Here is a 22,495-nt window from a genome sequence, read left to right as displayed (position 1 = left end):
TCGTACCTTTGCAGATGACCTGGAACGACATCATCGGACAGCAGCGCGTACAGCGCCTCCTTCATCATGCCATCGCCGACAACAGACTGCCCCAGGCACTCATCCTTTCCGGCATGGAAGGCGTCGGCAAGATGGCGATCGCCCTGGCCTTCGCTCAGACCGTCAACTGCGAACGTCCCGTTCGCACGCCGACGACGGTTACTCCATGCGGAACATGTCATGCCTGTCAGCAATGCACATCGCTCCAGCATCCGAACGTCCGACTGACCATGGCCCTGCCGTCGGGCAAGGGTGACAACGAACAGGAACTCAAGTCCGACGTCATCGACGAGCTCAAGGGCCTGCTGCAATCCGTCGCCGAAGATCCGTATACGACGGTCAGACTGTCCGGGGCGACACAGATCCGCATCGGCCAGATCCGCGAACTGAAGCGGACGCTCTCGCTGTCCGCAGCGCAGGAGGGCCGTCGCGTCTGCATCATCGTCGATGCCGACGACATGACGACGGAAGCATCCAACGCCTTCCTCAAGACGCTCGAAGAGCCGCACGAAGGCGTGACGATCATCCTGACCACGTCCCATCCCGAGCGCATGATGCAGACCATCGTATCGCGCTGTCAGGAAATCGTCTGTCCACCTCTCGACGACACCGACATTGCCGACGCACTCGTCGCCCGCAGTCTCTGTTCGGCGGACGAAGCGCAATTGATCGCACCGTTCGCACAGGGAAGCTTCACGCGAGCACGCTCCTTCCTGAGCGAGGACATGCGCGGCTATCGCGAAGACGTCGTCAACCTTCTCCGCACCGCACTCCGCGGCAAGGGCTATCGTATTCCGATGACGGAGGCCGTCACGGCGATGGCCGACGGTCGGGACAAGGTCCGGGTCGAGATGATGCTCACCCTGCTGTTACTGTGGCTTCGCGATGCCTATGCGATATCCATGACGGGTGCATCGACGTCGATCATGAACGGCGACCAGCGCGGTGCACTCACGCGATTCTCGGATGGCTTCACCGGCGCCGACTATCCTGCAGCACTGACGGCCATCGAGCAGGCGGTCCGCCAGGTCCACCGCAACGTCAACCTCCAGCTCGTCCTGCTTCCGATGCTGCTGACGCTGCGCCGCATCTTCGGCTCGGCTCGCAAGGCCTCGTCCGGAACCGCCGCATCATGAAGAACCTTGCCTTCCTCCTCTGCCTGTCGATCGCCACGTTCACGGCGACCGCACAGCGGACGTCGACCCACATCGGTGGAGTACGATACGACCGCCATCCAACGGCGAGGGCACAGGTCATGCATCTCGACCAGACGACGGCCCGCCTGCTTCCGATGGCCGCAACGGATATCCGCATCCTCGATCAGGGCCGAACGTACAACGTCGACAGTATCTCGTGTCCCGAACCAGGCACGTCACTTCCCATTTCGTCGGTGCTGACGATCGACGTCTCGGGCTCGATGGCAAAGGGCGCCCCCAACATCTCCCTTGCGCGTGCTGCGGCCGATGCCTGGATCGATGCGCTCGGCAATGGATCGGAATGCGCCATCACCTCGTTCGACCACCGGCACTATCTCAACATCGACTTCACGTCCGACAAGACGCACCTCTCGAATGTCCTGACCGATATCCAGCCCCGTGGCGGCACGAACTACGAACAGGCCTTCGTCGGCGATCCGTACGGCGGACTGCGCGTGGCCGCGACCGGACGTCATCGGCGAGTACTGGTCTTCCTGACGGACGGCCTCGGTGAAGGGCGCATGGATCATATCCTGGCCGCGGCCCGTGAAGCGAACACGACGGTCTATTGCGTATCTCTCGGCATGACGATGCCAGGTATCCTGAAGAACGTCGCCGAAGAGACGGGCGGACTGTGGTTCGAGAACGTCACCACCGTCGCCGAAGCCGTCATGGCCTACAAGAGAATCCATACGGCCGCCACGACGAACAACGGCTGCACCATATGGTGGACGCCGTCGGCAGCCTGCGGTCCCGTGAGGAACGTCACCTTCATCGTCGGAAGCGATACGGTGTCGGCACCACTGCGCACACCGGATTCACTCGTCGCACGCGCGACCATCGTCCCCGCATCGGCATCGTTCGGGATCGTCCCAGCAGGTGCGACGGCTACGCGGACCGTCGCGATCAAGGCAACGAACGCCGCAGTAAGAATCGACCGCATCGCAGCCGCGAGCCCGGGACCGATCCGTCTTTCGGCAGCGTCGTTCCCGGTCGACATCGCAGCCGGCGATTCTCTCGTCATGACGTTGACCTATACGGCCGACGACACGTCCTACGTCGTCTCACGCTTCGACATCGACGCTAGTCCCTGCCCTCTGCCTCCTATCTACGTTTCGGCCGGCTCCCTGTCGGGGCCGTCACGGCAACCGACGATCCGCGTGGTCTATCCGAACGGCGGCGAACGTCTCTGGGTGAATCGTACGGCCGAGCTGCGGTACGACGGAGTGCCGCCCGATGCGCCCGTACGACTCGACGTGAGCTATGACGACGGTCGCACGTGGAACGTCATCGCAGGCAACGTGAAGGGGCATCGATACATGTGGAAAGCTCCGTCGACACCGAGCGATTCGTGCCTTCTGCGCGTTTCGCAGGAAGTACCGGCCACCGCACGAGCCATCGCCGAACCGGTCACCGCATTCAAGGGTCAGCGCACGACGTCTGCCGTCATCACAGCCGATGGCTCCACCGTCATGACGTCCGGTGGTGGGACCATCCGTTTCCTCGATGCCGAAGACGGTCGACTGCTCTCGTCCATCGACGGAATCGATCAGATCATGTCGATCACCGACGGTACGACGCTCATCGGATGGACTCCGGGCTTCGTCGTCGGCGTGGACATCCCGACGAGAACCGTTCGCTGGCGACACGAGCTGCCGACGGCGACGCATACGGTCGCCATCGAAGCGTCGCGGCAGGCACGACGCCTCCTCGTCGCCGGTGGTATGAGCGATTCCACGATCGTCCTCGACTATACCAGGGGAACGGTCGTCGCCACTCTCCCGCGCAGCAAGCCGGCGATCAGGTGGGCCACGATATCGCCGGATGGCGAAAGCGTCGCCATCTGCGAGATGGACAGCGCGGTCCGCGTCATCGATGTCGACACGAGGAACCTTCTCTACGAAATCAGGACACCGGGTATCGCGCGCTACTATCGTGCGGCCTTCTCGCCCGACGGCGCGCTGCTCTCCGTCGCTGACGGCAACGGTAACACGACGTTGCACGACGCACGCACGGGAGTGAAGATCCGGAACCTCTCGCACCGGCAGTACGTGAACGACAACACGTACGTCAGCTTCAGCGCCGATGGCAGTCGTGCAGCACTGGAGACGGGACGCGATCAGACGAAGATCGTCGAAACAGCAACGGGACGCGATCTCGTCACGATCCAGCGTCCACCGTCATCGGGCAGTGTATCGGATGCCATCTTCAGTCCGGACGGCACGACGATCATGTTGCTGAGCCCCTTCCTCGCCACGGTCTTCGATGCGCAGACGGGTGTCCAGATCGCACAGTACCGCCGTCATGACGGTACCCCGTCATTCACTGCTGCGGGAGATCAGGTCGTCGTCGTGAATGCTGCCGATGGAGCGGGACGATACGACATCGGTGCCACGGTCGTGCAACAAGACGTCAGCGATCATCGCTGGGCCCTCGTACAGACCAGGGCCATCATCAAGGACGTGCGCTTCGCGGCGCGATACGTTGGCACGTCGAAGGACTCCGTCGTGACTTCCGCCATCACGAATACGGGGAGCGTTCCGCTCGACGTTCTGTCGATCACGCTCGAAGGCAGTCAGGCAATGGACTTCGGTCTGCGCACCGAAGGAGGGTTCACGCTCCGGCCCGGCGAAAGCCGCAACCTCGAATATTCGTTCCATCCCACGCGTCAGGGCGAGCTCGCCACGCTGGCCATCGCACAGACCCAGGCAGGAGCGCTGCGCGCACGCATCACCGGACGTGCACTGCCTTCGCTGCTCGATGCATCGTCCACGACGATCGACATGGGCGCCGTCCCCCTGACCGACTCCCGCACAACGACACCCCCCGCCATACTGAGGAATACCGGCACGACCGACGTGCGGATCATCCATGTACGCCCCGGAGGTCCCGATAACCAGCAATTCACCTTCGACCCGGAACCGGCATTCACGTTGAAGCCCGGCGAAACGTTCACGTTCCCCGTCACCTTCAAGCCGGAACGTCTCGGCCGTGCGACGACCACCATCGAATTCAAGATATCCGGACTGGACGACCCCATCGTCGCCGTCGTCACGGGTGAAGGTATCGAGGCTCCCGTCGCCCTTTCGGATCCGACCACGTTCCGGACCATCATGCTACCCAGCGCCGTCATTCCTCCTGCCGGGACCATCACGACCGGCGTCTACGATGCGGTGGGATTGCAGACAGGTGCATCCGTGCATGACAACGTCATGATTCTCGCCGGCGGCCTCATTCCCGTTCCGAGCCGATGGTTCGGTGCCACGGGCTACGATGCTTCGATGCAGTACGCCTATTCCCTCGGCGTCAAGATCGGCGCACCCATCGGAAAGGACGTCGTCGCCGGTGGTGGCTATCAGTTCGGTCAGAGCACCTACGATCAGGACTTCTCCATCGACAGGATCGACTCCCGGATCACGTTCAACGCCTTGTGGGCGACCGTCGGATACGGCAACGACGATCATCGCATCAACGCCTATGCAGGCTATGCCTTCAAGCGTCATGTGACGGCCTTCGAAGGTTCGTTCGATGCGGACGCCACGATCTTCGGTCTCGGTGGCGACTACCGGATCGGTCGTAACTGGAAACTCTGCGTCGAGGGCTTCTTCATGCGCACGATGCCGGTCGTGCCCATCACCGCCGTCGTACGATATTTCGGCGAGACCTATGCCCTGGAAGCCGGCATCACCCTCACGGCGATACCTGCGAGTGGTGCCGCTGCACCTTCGCTCCCCGTCGTTCCCATGCTGACGTGGGTAAAGAGATGGTGACGATCACAACCTGACGTACAATCCACCATGGAAGAGCCCTCGCGATCCGAAGCCGATCTCGAGGAAGCCGCCGACATCACCACCCGACTGGACCGTCAGGATGTTGAACTGGAATTCGGTAAGTGTCGTCGGCTCCGACATCTCGTAGGTACCGATTTCATTCGTACCGGAGACGAGGAACGATCCACCGAGCGCAGCACCGGAACTCACCAGGATCTTCTCGTCGTTCATCCACAGCACGTCGATACGGGGCAGGATCATCATGCGCGACGACCTGTATCGATGCGTCACGACGTCCGATTGCTTGCTGGTCCACGTATATCGCATTTGGTACACCCCTGCATCGATACCGACGCCGAACCACCTGTTCAACGGCTTGTAGGCTCCGACGATGACCGGACCGTATCCCATCGAGACGTCCAGCTTGTCATCGGTCGGAAAGATCCCGGTGAAGATGGCACTCGCGATGGACTCGACGAAAAGTCTGGCAGTGAGGACTCCATATCCTGCATGTACGGTGACGGGATAGGTCCCCTCCCGTACCTGGCCGTGCATGGGCCACGTACCGAGGCAGATCGCCATCATCAGTGCGCATAGAACCTTCATCTTGACCTTGCGATCGTATTGATTGCGAACGATACTATTGTACGACATGATAGGTCGGAACGATCACCGTGTCCCATGCTTCGATGGTACCGACGACGAGGCCATCGACCATACGCAGGCCCGCATTCGATGCGAGCATGGATACGGCGGCCTCACCGGGAATCCGGAACGAGCATTCGATGGAAGTCGGGCCGGGATTGCCCACGACGAGTATTCCCGAATTCGAACCTCCGGGCAGACGTACGAAGGCGATCAGCGCATCATCGACATCGACGACGAAGATGCGATCTTCTGCCGTTAGAATATGGGAAACGTAGGTCGCCGCGAACGCCGTGTTCAAGGCTGCGATATGTTCGTCGATGGACAGATCGGTGTCCCACGGAAGACGGGCTTCGGAGAACAGCGGCAGCTTCTCGACGGGCCATTCGGCGATCTCTTCGGCAGTGAAGCCGAGGCCGGTGTTGACGGGAACAGTTTCACCGAGCTCCATTCCGGCGTGCAGGAACGGTATACCACCCGGCAACAGACGCAGAATGCCCCATACGCAACGGGCATAGTCGGCACCACCGTTCCGCGATGCCGTACGTGGAGTGTTGTGCGTTTCCGGCGTCGCGAAGTATCGTACCGGAAGGCGCTCCCTGGCGATGCGTCGTATAAAGTCCGTCAGCTTCACCGGGTCGTGCGCATCGAACGGCAGATAGCCGACGACGGCATCGTATCCTGCATCCCGTGATGGTGCCGAGATGTTGAACTGCTCTTCCCAGAACAGGAAGTCCGGACGCAGCGAGCGCGCTTCGGTAAGGACGCGCTGGCGCAGGTCGCGCGGCAGGGCATGACCCATGTCGATCAAGGCGCCATCGATACCGACGGTCCTGATGTAGTGCGGGATGATGCCCGCGACGAGATTCCAGAGTGCCAGCATGCGATGACCGGGTACATCGAGACTGCGCTCGTACATGCGCACGGTGTTGTACGCCATGTAGCGATATCCGGAATGGTCGTGCAGACGCAGATACGTCACATCTGTCCATGCGGGCTGCGGATCGTCGGGCGGCCAGTCGGCGAAGGCACCGGGAATGCGCAGGGTACGTCCACCCGCTCCCTTGCCCTTCCAGCCCCCGTCGTCGCGTTCCACGCGAAGCGGCGGACTGGTGAAGAGCTCGCGATACGGAGCCGGCGGTTCCGGAAGATTGACGAATTCACGTTTCTCCACCTTCGCCTTCATTTCCTTGAGTTGCTCGTCGGTGAAGGTCGGGGGCGCGAACGTTCCCGCGGCAACGGCACACCTGGCTTCGTCTATCCAGTAGAACCATTCGGGGTGATGCGGTACGAGATCGCTGTCGACGGACGCCGTACGCAATACGAATTCCATCACGACCTTCATTCCCAGAAGATGCGCTGCCGCGACGAAGGCACGCAACTGATCGTCGACGGGCCAGCCGAGTGCGGGTTCGTCGAGCGATGGTTCGATACGCAGAGGATGTTTGATGGCATACGGCGATCCGAGCGTCCCCTTTCGTCCGATCTCGCCGATCGTGGTGACGGGCAGGATGCTGATGGTATTCACGCCGAGGCCGTACAGATACGGCAGAAGGCCGATCATCTTCAGGAAGGTGCCGGTAGAACGCCAGCCTTCCACCTCGTCGTTCCCGTGATCGTAGGCCGTCACATGTCGTACGAGGCCATTGTACGTAACGGCGGTGTCGTAGGACCACGGCTGTCGCTCCATCCGTCCGTGTGCGGCGATCCACTCCAGTTGATGGATGAAGTAGGCCGGTGCGGACGAGAACGATACAGGGCCTCGCGTGCTACCCACCCATCGGCCGGGAACACGGTAGGCGGACCAATCCATCTGCGCCAGGTCGCGCAATCTGTCGTAGAGGAGATCAAGTAGACGTGTGTTCATTGGCACGGTAGTATGAGTAAACCTTCTCGGCAAGGGCCTTGCCCACATGACGCGAGAGCTCTTCCAGCGATGCGGCGCGTACGGCCGCTACGGAACCCAGACCGATCAACAGCTTCTTCGCCGACGCATCACCGACACCGGGAATCTCCGTCAGTTCCGTCTGCAGCGTACGCTTGTCACGCAACGTGCGATGATAGGTGATGGCGAAGCGATGCGCTTCGTCGCGTGCCTGCTGCAGAAGCCGCAGACTGCTCGATGTCTTCGGGAGATAGACCGGATCACCTTCCTCGGGAAAGAAGACTTCCTCGAGTCGCTTGGCGAGACCGACGACCGTGAACCTGTCTTCGATACCGAGACCGCGTATCACTTCCATCGCATGGGAGAGCTGTCCCTTGCCGCCGTCGATGATGACGAGGTCGGGCAGTTCCGTGCCTTCCTCGATCGCACGACCGTAGCGTCTGGTCAGCACTTCCTTCATCGCCTCGAAGTCGTCGTTACCCGTCACCTCGCGAAGCTTGTACTTCCTGTACTCGCTCTTCTTCGGCTTGCCGTCGACGAAGACCACCATCGACGAGACGTAGTCCGTACCCTGCATGTGCGAGTTGTCGAAGCACTCGATACGACGTGGCATGCGTGGCAGGCGAAGATCGCGTTGCAGCGAGAGCACCGCCCTGGGGATGGATTGATCCTTCTGTGCCTGCTGGAGAAGCAGTTCCCTCAACAGCAGGTCGGCATTCGTCTCGGCCATGACGAGCAGCTTGCGCTTGTCGCCGATCTTCGGAACGACGATATCGACGGCACGCCCTTTCTTCTCGCGAAGATAGGCCGTCAGCATTTCCTCATCGTCAACATGATCGGGCAGGAGTATCTCGTCGGCCACAGTCTCCGATTCAAGATACCAGCGTTCGATCGTCGTCCGTATGAGTTCTTCGTCACGCTGCTCCAGGGACTGCGATACGAAGAAATGACGTTTGCCGACAAGCTTGCCGTCGCGAATGGTGAAGACGACCGTGCATGCCGTGGTTCCGATGCGGGCGAGAGCGAAGACGTCGCGATCGACATCGTCCGCGGACATGACCTTCTGCTTGGCCGTATAGTCGCGCAGATGTCCGAGCCTCTGCCTGATGATGGCCGCGTCCTCGAAGCGGAGCTCCTCGGCAAGTTGCATCATACGTTCCTCGAGCTGGCGTTCGAGGTCCTTCGTGCGTCCCTGCAGGATCTGCTGTGCCTGGCGGATGTATTCGTTGTAGCGGGCCGCAGTAACGAATCCTTCACATGGCCCTTCGCACTTCTTGATGTGATAGTCGAGGCAGACCTTCCATTTCCGGGCGGCGATCGTCGGCTCGGTGAGCGGAAGATCGCACGAACGCAGCGGGAAGACGGATCGCAGCGTCTTGAGGAGATAGAAGAGATACGTACCGTCGGTGTAGGGGCCGAAGTACCTGCTCCCGTCCTTGATGACGCGGCGCGTCTTGAACACGCGCGGGAATTCTTCCTTCGTGATGCGGATGTATGGATACGACTTGTCGTCCCTCAGCAGCACGTTGTACTTCGGCTTGTGTTCCTTGATCAGCGTGTTCTCGAGGATGAGCGCTTCTGCTTCGCTGTCCGTCACGATCACGTCGACGTCCGCGATACGCAGCATCAGTGCCTTCGTCTTGGCATCCACGGGACGTCCCTGCTGGAAGTAGGAGCGCACCCTGTTCCGCAGGCTCTTGGCCTTGCCTACGTAGATGATGGTTCCGCCCGTGTCCTTGTGCAGATACACGCCGGGACGCGTCGGCAGTCCGGCGACCTTACGTCCCAGATCGACCGTGGGAAATATCTCGTTCTCCATAGCCCGCAAATTACCGCAGGATTGCGTGTTCCGTTAATTTCGGCTCTCATTTCCTCGATCATCCGACGCTCAGCCATGCCTCCCGGTTTCTTCGCCATGCGCACCTTCACCATCCATCAGCATCGTGCGGCGATGAAGGTCACGCAGGATGCCTGTATCCTCGGAGCATGGGCGCCTCTCGAGGGTGCATCGACGGTCGTCGATATCGGCACCGGTACGGGATTGCTGGCCCTCATGGCCGCCCAACGGCTCCCGGATGCACGCATCGACGCCGTCGACGTCGACGAAGGAGCCTGTGCCGATGCGACGGACAACGTCGCGACATCCGACTACGGGCAGCGTATCGCCGTACATCGTGCGGACATCCGGGCGTGGTCCGTCGGACGCGAAGGGCGATACGACCACATCCTCTGCAATCCGCCCTTCTTCCAGAACCAGCCCCCTTCGGTCGACCCTGTCAAGCGGACCGCACGTCATGCGGAAACGTTGTCCTTCGACGATCTCGCGACGATCTGCCGCCTTCTTCTCGCTCCATCGGGCAGGGCGACGATTCTGGTTCCGGTGACCGAACTGGAGGTCCTCACCGCCGCGATGGCGTCCCAGGGTCTCGTCGACAGTGGACGCCTGTGGATCAGGGATCGCGACGACCTGCCGCAACGGCGTATCATCATCGTATGGACGGTACGGGACAGGAGCGGCACGACGGAAGCTGCCGACGACCATCTCACGGTCCGTTCCGCACCTGGCGTCTATACCGACGCGATGAAGGATCTCATGCGACCGTATTACCTGCATGTATAGCCCTTGCGTTTCTCCGCACCCTCGCTATCTTCCGCCTCGTTGGAGTATTCACCGGAGGATGAGGGCATGGCAAGTGGGTCGCAAACCATTCGAAGCATCGAAGAAATCGCCAGGGAACTGAAGGATGCCGCGGCATTCATCGGAACACGCGTCATCAACCGTGAAGAAATCATCGAACAGGCCTTCTGCGCCCTGCTCACCGCCGAACATCTCCTGCTGCAGAGCCGCACCGGCGTGGGCAAGAGCCTTCTCGCGGAACAGGTCTTCAGCATGTTCGAAGGGGCGCGTATCTTCCGCGTCCAGGCGAGCAAGGAACAGCAACCGGACACCTACTTCGGCGGACTCGACCTTGAACAGCTCAAATCCGGACGTATCGTCCACAACACCGAGGGCTCTCTGGTCGAGAGCCAGTTCGGCTTCATCGACGAGATCTTCGATGCCAACGACTTCACCCTCCGTGCCCTGCTCTCGCTCCTCAACGAACGGCGTCTGATGCGGGGTGTACAGGACGTTCCGTCGACGCTCCACTCCGTGATCGCCGCCACGAACTATCTGCGCGTCTCGGAAGTGACCGAGGCATTGCTGGACCGGTTCCTGTTCAAGGCCGTCATCCTGCCGGACAAGGATCCGTTCATCCAGTACAAGATCTCGCAGCGCTATCTCGTACACGGCGGGAAGCCCGCACCCGCGCCGAAGCGCATCGCCTTCTCCCAGCTCCAGCACATGAACCGGATCATCACCGGATACAGCGACGACTTCTCGATCTCGATCACGGCCGAAATGCTCTACTTCACCAACATCGTGATCAGGCATTTCGAATTCCTCTGCAACAGGGCCTTGCACGAGAAGGCCAAGCAGCACGACGGCAAGGACTTCTACATCTCTCCCCGTACACAAGCCAAATCGCTCGACCTCCTGCGCGCCCTCGCCCTGCTCAAGGGCCGGACGGAAGTCGTCCACAGCGACGTCAGCAAACTCTACTTCATCTTCGCGACCGTAGGCTTGCCCGAAGAAGTCGCTCTCTTCAAGAAGGCCTATACGACCGTCCTGAACTCGCTGACGGCATCGCGCGGCTTCGATCAGGTGACGATCCTGCTGGACTTCACGGAACTGCTCGAGGATATCCGCGAGAATCCGAAGCTCATGCAGCAGCCGTTGTCGCAGTTCGCCGGCAATCACGTCAGGAAGTCGTTCTTCGAATGGGTGAAGGAGAAGTTCGGTTCGGAGAATCCACAGGAACAGAACAGGAAGCTGCTCGAGCAGTTCCTCACGGACTTCCTCCCTGCTTGCGACGAAGTGCGCGAGCTGAAGCATTCGGTGGAACGGACGCTCCAGTCGACGATGATCGCCGTGGAACGCGAGCTGACCCGCGGCCAGGAGGAATAGTCCATGATACGGTCTGCGATCGAGACGTCGGAGTTCTTTTCCCGTATGGAGGAATTCGGATTCTTCGATACGGTGGAGGAGCATCTGCCCGAGGACTTCACCCTCGTCTACGAGATCGCCCGCATCATCGAGGACCAGACGCAGTCACTGGCCCGTGCCCTCGCCCCCATCCTTGAACTGAACGAGCCCGGCAGCAAGGACAATTCGCTCGAACATATCCTGGTACCCAACGTTCCCGAAGCGAAGGAATACGAGGCCGATCTCATCCGCAGCGTCACCGAAGTACGCCACATCTATCCCTATCAGTTCCTGCTTCCCGAGACGGTCTTCCTGCAGCGCCTTGCCGAGCGTTCGCTGTGGATGCCGAGGCCGCGCACACCTCGCAACTTCAGGTATCAGACGGAGAGCGATCGCTTCGCCCCGGACGATCGCAAGCAGAAAGTCTACATCCTGTTCGACACCTCGAGCTCGATGCGCCAGCACTACCGCATCCATCTCGCGAAGGCCATCGCCTATATCTTCCTCCAGCAGAACCAGCGCGAACTCGGCACGATCTTCTTCCGGACCTTCGATCTCACCGTCGGCGAACTCCTCACGGCGCGCGATATGCCTGGCTACGACAGGCTGATCAGCCAGATCATGCACATCAACGCCATCGGCAACGGTACCGTGCTGCAGAAGGCCCTCAGCGTGGCCATCGACGACATACAGCACGAGAGCCAGCTCAGCCATGCCCAGATCCTCGTCATCACCGATGGCGTGGCCCATATCGATCTGGAGAAACTCCGCGAAGCCATGGGCGACAGTATCACGGTCAACACCGTGCGGATCGGTAGCGCGCGCATGCACATCGATGCGAAGGTCATCGAAGACCAGATCTATCATTCGTCGAACGAGGATGCCATTCGTCTCCGCGACCTGATCAAGCAGAAACGGGATATCGAACTGCAGATATCGACGGCGTCGGGACACCTGCGGCAGGAAGGTCTGAAGAGCCAGCTCGGCTTGCTGCAACGGCAGATCGACAACCTCACGGAACGCATTGGCCAGCACGTCTCCGAGCACTATGGCCAGGAGATACAGCGCCTGAGTACCGTCTACGTCAACGTGGACGACATCGATCCAAGGGAGCTGTTCTCGCTTGCCGAAGTTCACGTGGGAGAACTCGAGGACCTCGCCGATTCACTCCTCGAGGCATTGCGATCCGAACGTCAGGTGGAAGACATCAAACGTGCGGCAATCCTCTACGACCACCTGTACCTGCTGATGCAGTACAACGTGATCGATGCTCCCCGCCTGGAAAAGGCGGCGAAGGAACTGGAGAACATGCTCCAGCATATCCTGAACAAACCCGGGACGAATGCCGACGATGCATCGATATCGGACATGGAGCGCATGCAGTTGCGCAACATGCTCGATCCCTCGTCTTTCGGCAGCAAGTTCTCGCTAGGACGACTGGTACGCATGATGATCCTGCGCATGAAGCGCTGGTGGCGCAGCAGAAGGCAGTTCCGTGTCTTCAAGGCCGTGACCGGCCGCACGATACACCGGCGCGATAAATGACGATCAGTCTTCCGTATCCGGAATGACCGTTCCTCTGCCGATGCTATGGTATTCGATCTCTTCGGCCAGCATGTCGTCGAGTTCGTACATGTTACGACCATCGAAGACGAGCGGACGGACCAGCTTTTCCTTGACGAGGGTCCAGTCCGGCTTCCTGAATTCGTTCCACTCCGTTGCGATGAGCAGAACGTCGGCCTGATCGACGGCATCGTACATCGACCGGGCATACCGGATGCGGTCGCCGTAGACGCGTTGCGTGGAGGTCACTGCTTCGGGATCGTAGGCACGTACGGATGCGCCTTCGGCGAGCAGCATGTCGATGAGGGTGAAGGCGGGCGCCTCGCGCACGTCGTCGGTATCGGGCTTGAAGGCCAGTCCCCACAGGGCTACCTCCCGTCCTTCCATCAGACCGTCGAAGCGCTTGCGCAGCCGGTCCATGAAGCGGACGGCCTGACGTTTGTTGACGTCCTGTACCGATTCGAGGATGGCCAGCGGCGTGCTCGCCTGGCGTGCGGAATGGATGATGGCCTTGACGTCCTTCGGGAAGCAGCTTCCCCCGTATCCGATACCAGCGAACAGGAAGCGGCGCCCGATACGATCGTCGGCACCGATGCCGATGCGGACGTTCTCGATGTCGGCTCCGACGGTTTCGCAGTAGGCCGACAGATCGTTCATGAAGGAGATCTTCGTCGCCAGGAAGGCATTGGCGGCATACTTGGCGATCTCGGCGCTCTTGACGTCGAAGACGAGGACGGGATTCCCAGACTGCATGAAGGGTTCGTAGAGATCGCGCATCACTTCTTCGGCATACGGGCTGGACGTACCGACGACGACACGATCGGGCTTCATGAAGTCTTCCACGGCGAAGCCCTCGCGGAGGAATTCCGGATTGCTGACGACGTCGACCTGCCGTGCGGGAGCCAGCTCATCGAAGATGGACTGGATGCGGGCCGTGGTACCCACGGGTACCGTACTCTTGTTGATGACGATGCGGGGTTCCTTGATGTCGAGTTCGTTCAGGAGTACCGCGATGTCGCGCGACACGCCAAGGACGTAGCCCAGGTCGGCCGATCCATCTTCGTCGGGCGGCGTCGGAAGGCAGAGCATGAGCAGCTTGCATTCACGCACGGCGTCCGTCAAATCGAGCGAAAACGTCAGACGCTGTTCCCTGATGTTCCGCTCCAGCAGGTGGTCGAGTCCCGGCTCGTAGATGGGCACTTCACCGCGACGCAGCTTGTCGATCTTCGCAGGATCGACGTCGATACATAGAACGCGGTTGCCGCTTTCGGCCAGACAGGTACCGGTGACCAGACCAACATATCCGGTGCCGATGACGCCAATGGAGTATGACATGCAGAAGGAGTGATTCGATGGAACAATGCCCGGCCGTCAGCCCGCTTGCACTACGGCGCGAAGTACAAAGATGAGGATGATAAGGATTGTGACCAAGATCGCAAGCTTCACAAGGCGCTTGACGATGGAAAAACACAGGAGAATCAGCAGAACGACGATGCCGATACGCATCGGCGACGGAAGGTCCGTGAACCAGGCAATGACGTCGTGCATCAACTGTTCCTGAATACGAAGGTGATGAAGCCTTCCATTTCCGTCTCACTGCCCAGCTTGTTGAACCGCCATTGCATCATGGCCCTGATGGCGGCGTTGTCGACCGCGGGATTGCCCTTGCGCACGGGAAGAGCGTAGGCGACCGTTCCGTCGGAGCGGACCCGGAAGCGCAGCTTGACCTCCGTATTCCACGTTCCTGTCGGGAAGTCGGGCATCACCTTCTGCAGGACGATGCGGTTACCACCGCCGCCCCAGTCGATATCGCTGTTGCCGAGACCCTTGCCCCGGCCGGTTCCCGCACCACCGAGGCCGGTACCGTCGTCGCTGCCATCGCTCTTGCCGATGATGCGGTCGATGGCATCTCCGTCGTCCTTTTCCTTGCCCCGGCCGCCGACATCGTTGGAGGCGAGGATGCGATTGGTCTGCGAAGGATCGCCGGCCGTCTTGGTGGCATTGGATGCCGAGGCCTTCGTCGCATCGTCGAGTGGATTCGTCGATTCCTTACCACGCTGGGAACGCCCTTCCGCGGTAAGATTGCCCTTGCGTGCGCCCGTGCCGTCGCCGTCACCGAAGATCAGGAGCTGGACTCCCGTCGTACTCGGCAGCTCGATGGGTTCCGGCGGTTCGATGCTCGTGCATGTCGTCATGCCCAGCACGACGGCCATGATGCCGATCGCAGCCACGTAGCCCTTGATGGCATTCGGATTCCACACCAGATGTATCTGGAGCGATGTTTCCCTATCGTCGTAGTGTGTTCTCATCAACGAATACGCGCGATCCACGGCTGACGGAATCCGAACCGGATCGCCGCCGCTTCCGCATCCTCCCGATTGCCGAACTGACCGAATCGTACCCGGAACCATGCCTTGCCCTTGATCTGCTGCTCCGCGATGTAGCCATCGGAGATGCTCTTCTCCTTCAGCATCTGCAACCATTCGTCGGCATCGTCGCGTGACGGACTGCTGAAGACCTGGACGACGAACAGGGGCTGGTTCTTCGACGGTGCGGGTGTCGTGGGTAACGACGTCTCGGGCGCCTTCCTTGGTGTCGGCGCCGGCTTCGAATGGTTCGGCTGCTGTTCGGAACGCGTTACAGGTGCCGGTACTGCCGAATCCGTCATACCCTCGTTACGGGTAACGAGGGGCGTATCGATTGCCGTGGGCGGCGTACTCGCCGGTGTATCATGAACGATGGCTGATGGCTCGCCTTCGTCGGCAATGAACAGCTCGTCCTCGACGGTCGGACGTCCGAAGAGCCAGTACAGACCGTATCCGCCGAGAGCGACGAAGAGTACGAGGCCGGCGATGACGAGAGTCCAGTATCCTGCTCCCCTCTTCTTCTCTTCCACCGGAGGCGGCGGTATCGGCGGGGCCGGTTCCGTGATCACGATGCGTTTCGGCGCCGGCTCCGGCGTCGGGGGCACGGCCGCCTGGTCGGGTGCGGGAACGGGAGCGGCGGACGACGCACCGGCATCGTCCATGAAGCCGTCCTTGTCGTCGAACCCTCCATCATCCCACGTATCGTTTTGTGCCATGATCAGAACTTCCAGGTAATACCACCACTCACAAAAATACCCCGCTCACGATAGCCTTCCCACAGCACGATGGAGCTGCCGAGAAGGTTATGTGCGCGAAGCTGTACCGTAAGTGCATTGGAGACGGCATACTTCGCACCAAGGCGCAGATCAACGTATCCCGACAGCTGGATCGTATTGGCCAGATCCGCCCATCGATCGCCGATATAGACAACGTGTACCTGCGTCAGCAATTGCGACGAGAACGAATGATCGTACGATGCCGATGCCGTGATGGCAGGAACGTATGGCTGGGCCCGCCCACCGCTCAGCGTGGCATTGGTGATCGCAACGTCAGCCGTGACCGCGTCGCGTCCACCCGGTATCCAGCGCATCTGCCCGGGGATCTGGATCGTGGTTACGGACTCATAGGCCAGGGCGAAGGTTGCATTCGTGGCACCGACCCATACCGGCATCCTGTCCGTCTGGCGCAGGCGGATGCCTGCACCGATGGAAAGCCGTGTCGTGGGATGGAAGAGCAGCATCCCATCGAGGTCGACGATGTCGTAGGAAGCGTCGAGGACGATGCTGTCGTTCAGATATGGATTCCGGTCGAGGAGGTCGGCGAAGCCTACCGGCCGCAGACCGCTCTTCGCAGTGGCCTGGAGCGTAAGATCCGGACCGAGGAACAGCTCCACACCACCCTTGATCAGCAGGCCGAAGCGGTCGTCACCGGCCGTCGATCTGGCCGTCTGGAAGCCGATGCCGCCCGTGATACGCATGAGATCCGAGACCCAGCGGCCATAGCCCGACGCCATGATGAACGGATAGTCCTGACCCGCATAGGTACGGACGTTCAGATCGGCCATCGCCCCCACGTCGAAGGAGCGCCACTGATTCTCGATCCTGGCATGACCACGCAGGACGTTGTCCCGTACGAGACGTACGGGTACGTCGAGCGACGTCGTCGTCCACGATGCTCCTGCATCGTAGACGAATCCCTCGTGTCTTCCCTGTACGCCGAGTCCGGCATGGAGGGCGGTCGTGGATCGTTCGGGCGCTGCAGCCAGGGCGAACTGCTTGTAGGACTTCGTCGAATACTTCAGGTCCACCTCGGTCGTGCTCCCACCGAAGAAGATGAACTTTTCCGGTGCCACGTACGTGCTCAAGGCGCGGATATCGTACTTGCCGTATCCGGCGTTGTCGAGGTGGCCGCTGCTGAGTTCCGCACCACCGGCCAGATCGATGCGATAGCCTCCGGTCTCGAACGAATAGCCGGCCCTGACATCGGGCGTCACGTACTGTCCGAGTTCCGCCTGGACGTATCCCGGCCACAGCAACGTAGTACGTTTGAGTACGGGCAGTGAACGTGCGGGCATCGACGGTGCGGGCTGCTTCTCGAGCGTATTGAGCGTGTCGAGTCTCTTCTTCGGCAGCATCGGAGGTCTTGCCGGAGCCTGCTTCGCACTCCCTGGAATGTCCACGTGCTCCTTACCGGTCACGATGAATTCCGGAAGCTCGAGGGGCGAGTTCGGCGGTGGAACCGGTTGTTGCGGCTGCTGGGGTTGCTGCTGTGCGAATGCGATGACCGGAACGACGCACAGACCTGCGATAACGATGGAACGTCGTATGACCGGAAGAACGGCGATCGGCTTCATCGGCGTCCTCCCTTCTGCAGACGCTTGATACGTGCCAGTGCCGTCTTGCCGTAGTCGTCGTCGGGACGCAGTCCTGCCACGACCTGATAGGCATCCAGAGCCTCCGTGGTCTGCTGCAACTGCTCATGGCTTTCGCCGAGCAGGAGCATGGACAACGTGTACCAGTCTTCGTTGCCGGCGAATTCTTCTCGTACTCGCGTGAAGACGGGAATGGCTTCGGCATATCTCTTCTCGCGTACGAAGGTCTCACCTGTGTGGTAGAGAGCATCGGCGGCGAGCAGGGCATTCGCCGTGCGCGATGCGAGCAGCATGAAGTGATAACGTGCACTGTCGTTCTGTTTCTGCTTGCGATAGACCATGGCGACCTGGTAGCGGGCCTGATCTCCGAACTCCGTTCCCTGATAACGATCTGCCGTCATGCGGTATAGGTCGAGAGCACGTACGGAGTCTCCACGCATACGGGCGAGCGATGCACGCTCGAATCCGGCACGCGATGCACTCGGGGTATCCGACGCGAAGCGTTCCAGGACGATGGCATAGATCGAATCCGCGGAAGTCGCGTTCGCGGTTCGTTCGAAGTATTCGGCAAGTTCGAGCTTGCTCTTCGGCACGAAGGAACTCGCAGCGTACTTCTTCTCGAGATCGTTTAAGGCATTGCGGGCCTGCCCCACATCCTTCATGTTGAGATAGGTCATGCCGAGCATGTAGAGTGCTTCGTCCTGACGTTCGGCCGACGGATACTTCTTCATGAACGCTTCCAGCTCGGAAGCGGCATTGGAATAGTTCTTGCCCGAATAGAATATCTCGGCCTTCTTGAAGGTGAACTCCTCCGCTGCCACGGACTGGGGATTGGCATTGATGAGCGTATCGGCAATGGCAAGGGCTTCATCGACACGTCCCATACCCTGGAGTGCGTACTGCATACTGCGCGCAGCTTCCACGGCGAGTGGATGCGACGGATAGCGGCGAATGACCTGACGGTACGTTTCGAGTGCGTTATCGAGCTCGCCATTGTTGTACTGCGCGTCACCGATCGTGTACAACGCACGTACGGCCTGATCACCGGTAGGATAGGTGTCCAGCAGTTTCCGGAATTCGCCGACGGCGCTGCTGTAGTCATGTTGCTGGAATTCCACCCAACCGATCAGGTAGAGGGCGTCATCCGCAAGCCGACTGCTCGGATACTTCAGGACGAAGGCACGCATGGAGGCCTTCGCATGTTCCAGATCCCCGCCACGATAGCTCGCCTGCCCTGACTGGAAGGCTGCGTACTGCCCTTCTTCCGTCGAAGGTCCGAGCCTTGCCGCCTCGCCGTACTGTTCGGCAGCCGCTCGATATTGCTTCGTGATGTAGAATCCGTCACCCCTGCGTGTATAGGCTTCGACGGCATACCTGGATTTCGGGAATGCCGTAAGCATTTCGCCGAAGACCTGGACGGACCGGTCGAAGTTGCGGCGACGGAAGAACGTCCATGCAAGTCCGTAGAGCGCTTCCTCTCTGCGAGGACTCCACGTATAACGGTTGATGACTTCTTCGTAGAGTTCCTGCGCGTTCTTGAGCAGGTCTTCGCGGTACATGGATTCGGCGAGCCAGAATGTCGCTTCGTCACGCCGTGTGTCGTCCGGATGATGACCGAGGAAGTCCGTCAACGCGGAGATCGCGCGCCGCGTCTGCGATGCCTGGACGAGACATATCCCCCGCTTGAGGCGCGCTTCGGCGAGGTAGACGTTACGATCGGGCATGAAGGCGTCGGTTCCGGTCGATGCGATCTGTTCGGCACGCTCGAACACGGCGGCAGCCTTGGACCATTGCGTCTGTTCGATCAACGTCGCGCCGAGCAGAAGCTGGGCACGCACCGTCGTCACGGCATCGCGGGAATCGCGCTCGGCACGTTCGAGAGCCTTGCGCGCCTTCTCCATATCTCCGTCCTCGTAATAGGCCTGTCCCACTTCGAGCAGGGCCTGTGCCTGATAGGGATATCCGGTCTGAACGGAAAGCCCCTGGAACGCCTGTAACGCCTCTGCCGTACGTCCGGACCGCTTCAGCGCCACGGCACGATACAGCAGGGCGAGTTGACGGAGCGGACTCGAGTCGTCGGCAACGGAATCCACGACGATACCATAGTGATCCAGTGCCGTCTGATGTTCGTCGAGGTTCAGCGCATTGTAACCGGCATTCAAATGTACGTGCCAGCGATAGGTGGAGGCCGGATATGTCGAGAGGAAGACCAGGCTGCTATCCAGCGCTGCGCGGTACTTGCCACGCAGTGTCATGGCCTCCGAGCGCAGCAGTGAGATTTCCTCGACCGCCTCTTCGGCATGATCCTGTGGTGGAAGTAACGTCGTATCCCCCGTCGCGCGCAGACGCATGAGCTCGTCGGTACCCGTCAGGACATCGAGCGCACGTTCGGCTTGACGCAGAACGAGGTGATTCTGTGCTTCCCTGATACGTGAGGCAAGGGCGACGGAACCGTTGGGATACTGCTGGCGTACGACGGCGAATGCGGCGATGGCGGAATCGTATTGCTGATTGCGTTCATGCAACTGGCCTACGGCATACCACGATCTGTCGGCATAGATACCACCGGGCAGGATTCGGGCACAGTCCGTGAACGCATCGAGCGCTTCCTTGTATTGTCCCTGCCTTGCCATGGCCGAGGCCTGCCAGTATCTGGCCGAATGAGCGAGAACGGCATAAGAACTGTCGGACCGCTCGCGCAGGGCCTGCAGTGCCGTACTCGCCGCCTGATCCATGTGCTGGATGGCGATGGCATCGTCCTGTTCCTCGAGTGCGGCCAGACCGCGCTCGAACCAGGCGAACGGAATTCCCGGAGCGTTCGGACGTTGGCGCAGGAATGTCAGCATCTCGCGATCGGCTGCGGCACTGTTGCCGGAATGGCGCTGGAGTTCTGCCGCATCGAACGACAGGGCGTCGCTCGCGGCATTCAGCCGCGAAGCCATGCGGAGTTGCCGCAGTAATTCATGAGCTCGACGTACCTGACCATCCGTCAGCAAATACGCAATCGTGCGCTCGCCGAGCGGAGGTGGTACATATGGATGTGTGAGGAGCTGCGCGCGAACAGGCAAGACCGTACAGAACACGATACAGGCCAACGCGCCCCGCACCCAAGGGGAGTGGATCGTCAACGCTGTTCCTCTGGATAGCTGCAAGGCAAACTTACGAAACCTCCGTGAGCCCCTTACCACCGGTACCACGAAGGCAGTTGCTTGCGATTTTTGCAGTCATGGCAACGTATCAGGTCCTCCTCTATTACAAGTTCGTCCGCATCGACGATCCGGAAGATTTCGCCCGTACCCACGAAACGCTGTGCAGGGACCTCGGACTGCGCGGACGTATCCTCATCGCCCCGGAGGGGCTGAACGGTACGGTTTCGGGTAGTCCCGACGACTGTGCTACCTATATGTCGGTAATGCGTTCCGATGCCCGGTTCGCCGATATGGCGTTCAAGATCGACGACGTGGAAGATCACGTCTTCCGCAAGCTCTTCGTCAGGGCCCGTCCGGAACTCGTGACGTTCCGGACCGATGCACCTGATCCGAACGTGCGCACCGGACGGCATCTCTCTCCCAGGGAGTTCCACGAAATGATGCAGCGTCCGGACGTCGTCATCCTCGACGGTCGTACGGGATACGAATACGATCTGGGGCATTTCCGTGGTGCCATACGGCCCGAGGTGGATTCCTTCCGCGAGTTCCCTGCGTGGATACGGGAACACATGGCCGATGACAGGAAACGACCGGTCCTCACCTATTGCACGGGTGGGATACGCTGCGAGAAGCTTACGGCCTTCATGCTGGACGAAGGATTCGACGAGGTCTATCAGCTCGATGGCGGCATCGTTTCCTACGGCAAGGACGAAGACATACGTGGCGCCCTGTGGGACGGTAAATGCTATGTCTTCGACGAACGCATTTCCGTCGATATCAACCACACCGACGACCGGCGTATCGTAGGACGGTGTCATCATTGCGGCGCTCCGACCGAACAATACGTGAACTGCGCCAATCTGGACTGCCATAAACAGCATCTGAGCTGTGCCGTCTGCGAAGAACGCTTCGTTCGTTCATGCTCGGAAGAATGCATGAATGCACCGAGGCACGAATTTCTCTCCTGATCGTACCGGCTATTGCGAGGAACCGGGCCCCGTCATATCCGAAAAGAGCCGGTACATCATAGCGCTCCCGTTACGCACCGATCTCCTCCCCTTTTCGCGGGAGCAACCATCGGCACGATATCAGGAATGCAGGAGTCGAGGAGTTGGCCAGATATGTACCGGGCTGCGACGTCCCCATACTATCCCGTAGTCGAATACTATACACACCGATACCTTCTTCCCTGACCCCACCGACGATCACCTTCCTCGCTCTTCACGTTTCCCGAATGGTTATCAGTAGGCATCGACCGCCTCGAGGCAATCGAGGATCGTACACCATTACGGGATAGTCTTGAACGCAAAACGTCCGGCCCCTGTAAAAGGAACCGGACGTCCTGCTATGGTCTATGCGAAGAGCCCCCGTTGTGGGTGCGTAGAGGGACGCTTCGCCCCTACTCGATCTCTCTTACTTTCTGACGACGAGGGGTACGGAAGCCATACCATCGGAGGTCCTGACGATGACGGTGTAGGTACCGCTCG

Annotated in this window: 14 protein-coding genes; 6 read left to right on the top strand and 8 right to left on the bottom strand. The window is 60.3% G+C overall.

Going from position 1 to position 22,495, the window contains the following annotated elements; translation table 11 throughout:
- Positions 1–14 precede the first annotated feature (14 nt).
- Together BGO89_00085 and BGO89_00080 are read left to right on the top strand one after the other, a co-directional pair.
- Complete coding sequence (locus tag BGO89_00085; protein ID OJX58645.1) at positions 15–1,175, top strand: hypothetical protein; 1,161 nt, start codon at positions 15–17, stop codon at positions 1,173–1,175.
- A complete protein-coding gene (locus BGO89_00080; protein OJX58644.1) occupies positions 1,172–5,005 on the top strand; it encodes a hypothetical protein in 3,834 nt (1,277 codons plus the stop codon). The genes BGO89_00085 and BGO89_00080 overlap by 4 nt, the downstream gene beginning before the upstream one ends.
- Before the next feature lie 3 nt (positions 5,006–5,008).
- On the opposite strand, the gene BGO89_00075 is transcribed toward BGO89_00080, so the two are convergent.
- The 3 genes from BGO89_00075 to BGO89_00065 form a co-directional block, all read right to left on the bottom strand.
- Complete coding sequence (locus BGO89_00075) at positions 5,009–5,659, bottom strand: hypothetical protein (GenBank protein ID OJX58643.1); 651 nt, start codon at positions 5,657–5,659, stop codon at positions 5,009–5,011.
- The gene (locus BGO89_00070; GenBank protein OJX58642.1) at positions 5,646–7,340 is read right to left on the bottom strand and encodes a hypothetical protein; all 1,695 of its coding nucleotides are present in this window, start codon (positions 7,338–7,340) and stop codon (positions 5,646–5,648) included. Before BGO89_00070 ends, BGO89_00075 begins: the two co-directional genes overlap by 14 nt.
- A gap of 157 nt (positions 7,341–7,497) precedes the next feature.
- Entirely contained in the window at positions 7,498–9,354 is a 1,857-nt protein-coding gene (locus BGO89_00065; protein OJX58641.1) for an excinuclease ABC subunit C, read from the bottom strand.
- A gap of 96 nt (positions 9,355–9,450) precedes the next feature.
- Here BGO89_00065 and BGO89_00060 point away from each other — a divergent pair, with 96 nt between their 5' ends.
- The 3 genes from BGO89_00060 (at position 9,451) to BGO89_00050 (ending at position 13,104) form a co-directional block, all read left to right on the top strand.
- Positions 9,451–10,155 (top strand): hypothetical protein, encoded by a 705-nt coding sequence (locus tag BGO89_00060; GenBank protein OJX58678.1) that lies wholly within the window; start codon positions 9,451–9,453, stop codon positions 10,153–10,155.
- Between the two features lie 66 nt (positions 10,156–10,221).
- Positions 10,222–11,541, top strand: coding sequence for a hypothetical protein (locus tag BGO89_00055; protein OJX58640.1), 1,320 nt, complete (start codon positions 10,222–10,224; stop codon positions 11,539–11,541).
- A 45-nt stretch (positions 11,542–11,586) separates the two neighbouring features.
- Positions 11,587–13,104, top strand: coding sequence for a hypothetical protein (locus tag BGO89_00050; GenBank protein ID OJX58639.1), 1,518 nt, complete (start codon positions 11,587–11,589; stop codon positions 13,102–13,104).
- Between the two features lie 3 nt (positions 13,105–13,107).
- Here BGO89_00050 and BGO89_00045 read toward each other — a convergent pair whose 3' ends face one another.
- The 5 genes from BGO89_00045 to BGO89_00025 form a co-directional block, all read right to left on the bottom strand.
- The gene (locus BGO89_00045; GenBank protein ID OJX58638.1) at positions 13,108–14,457 is read right to left on the bottom strand and encodes a UDP-glucose 6-dehydrogenase; all 1,350 of its coding nucleotides are present in this window, start codon (positions 14,455–14,457) and stop codon (positions 13,108–13,110) included.
- Between the two features lie 212 nt (positions 14,458–14,669).
- Positions 14,670–15,431: a hypothetical protein gene (locus tag BGO89_00040; GenBank protein ID OJX58637.1), complete on the bottom strand. Its 762-nt coding sequence runs from the start codon at positions 15,429–15,431 to the stop codon at positions 14,670–14,672.
- Complete coding sequence (locus tag BGO89_00035) at positions 15,431–16,204, bottom strand: hypothetical protein (GenBank protein OJX58636.1); 774 nt, start codon at positions 16,202–16,204, stop codon at positions 15,431–15,433. The genes BGO89_00040 and BGO89_00035 overlap by 1 nt, the downstream gene beginning before the upstream one ends.
- A gap of 2 nt (positions 16,205–16,206) precedes the next feature.
- Entirely contained in the window at positions 16,207–17,841 is a 1,635-nt protein-coding gene (locus BGO89_00030; protein ID OJX58635.1) for a hypothetical protein, read from the bottom strand.
- A complete protein-coding gene (locus BGO89_00025; GenBank protein ID OJX58634.1) occupies positions 17,838–20,801 on the bottom strand; it encodes a hypothetical protein in 2,964 nt (987 codons plus the stop codon). The genes BGO89_00030 and BGO89_00025 overlap by 4 nt, the downstream gene beginning before the upstream one ends.
- 284 nt (positions 20,802–21,085) lie before the next feature.
- On the opposite strand from BGO89_00025, the gene BGO89_00020 reads away from it, so the two are divergent.
- Positions 21,086–21,976 carry a hypothetical protein gene (locus tag BGO89_00020; GenBank protein OJX58633.1) on the top strand — a complete coding sequence of 297 codons (891 nt, stop codon included), beginning with the start codon at positions 21,086–21,088 and terminating at the stop codon, positions 21,974–21,976.
- The last annotated feature ends 519 nt before the right edge of the window (positions 21,977–22,495 follow it).

The organism is Candidatus Kapaibacterium thiocyanatum (genome assembly GCA_001899175.1).
Lineage (GTDB): Bacteria > Bacteroidota > Ignavibacteria > Kapaibacteriales > Kapaibacteriaceae > Kapaibacterium > Kapaibacterium thiocyanatum.
Note: the sequence above shows the minus strand (reverse complement) of the source record. Positions and strands in the feature narration are given on the sequence as shown.

Bases quoted from the DNA above. Each gene is read 5' to 3' on its own strand.
- BGO89_00085 (OJX58645.1), top strand. From the start codon at position 15: ATGACCTGGAACGACATCATCGGACAGCAGCGCGTACAGCGCCTCCTT.
- BGO89_00080 (OJX58644.1), top strand. From the start codon at position 1,172: ATGAAGAACCTTGCCTTCCTCCTCTGCCTGTCGATCGCCACGTTCACG.
- BGO89_00075 (OJX58643.1), bottom strand. From the start codon at position 5,659: ATGTCGTACAATAGTATCGTTCGCAATCAATACGATCGCAAGGTCAAG.
- BGO89_00070 (OJX58642.1), bottom strand. From the start codon at position 7,340: ATGGAGCGACAGCCGTGGTCCTACGACACCGCCGTTACGTACAATGGC.
- BGO89_00065 (OJX58641.1), bottom strand. From the start codon at position 9,354: ATGGAGAACGAGATATTTCCCACGGTCGATCTGGGACGTAAGGTCGCC.
- BGO89_00060 (OJX58678.1), top strand. From the start codon at position 9,451: ATGCGCACCTTCACCATCCATCAGCATCGTGCGGCGATGAAGGTCACG.
- BGO89_00055 (OJX58640.1), top strand. From the start codon at position 10,222: ATGGCAAGTGGGTCGCAAACCATTCGAAGCATCGAAGAAATCGCCAGG.
- BGO89_00050 (OJX58639.1), top strand. From the start codon at position 11,587: ATGGAGGAATTCGGATTCTTCGATACGGTGGAGGAGCATCTGCCCGAG.
- BGO89_00045 (OJX58638.1), bottom strand. From the start codon at position 14,457: ATGTCATACTCCATTGGCGTCATCGGCACCGGATATGTTGGTCTGGTC.
- BGO89_00040 (OJX58637.1), bottom strand. From the start codon at position 15,431: ATGAGAACACACTACGACGATAGGGAAACATCGCTCCAGATACATCTG.
- BGO89_00035 (OJX58636.1), bottom strand. From the start codon at position 16,204: ATGGCACAAAACGATACGTGGGATGATGGAGGGTTCGACGACAAGGAC.
- BGO89_00030 (OJX58635.1), bottom strand. From the start codon at position 17,841: ATGAAGCCGATCGCCGTTCTTCCGGTCATACGACGTTCCATCGTTATC.
- BGO89_00025 (OJX58634.1), bottom strand. From the start codon at position 20,801: ATGGCTTCGCGGCTGAATGCCGCGAGCGACGCCCTGTCGTTCGATGCG.
- BGO89_00020 (OJX58633.1), top strand. From the start codon at position 21,086: ATGGCAACGTATCAGGTCCTCCTCTATTACAAGTTCGTCCGCATCGAC.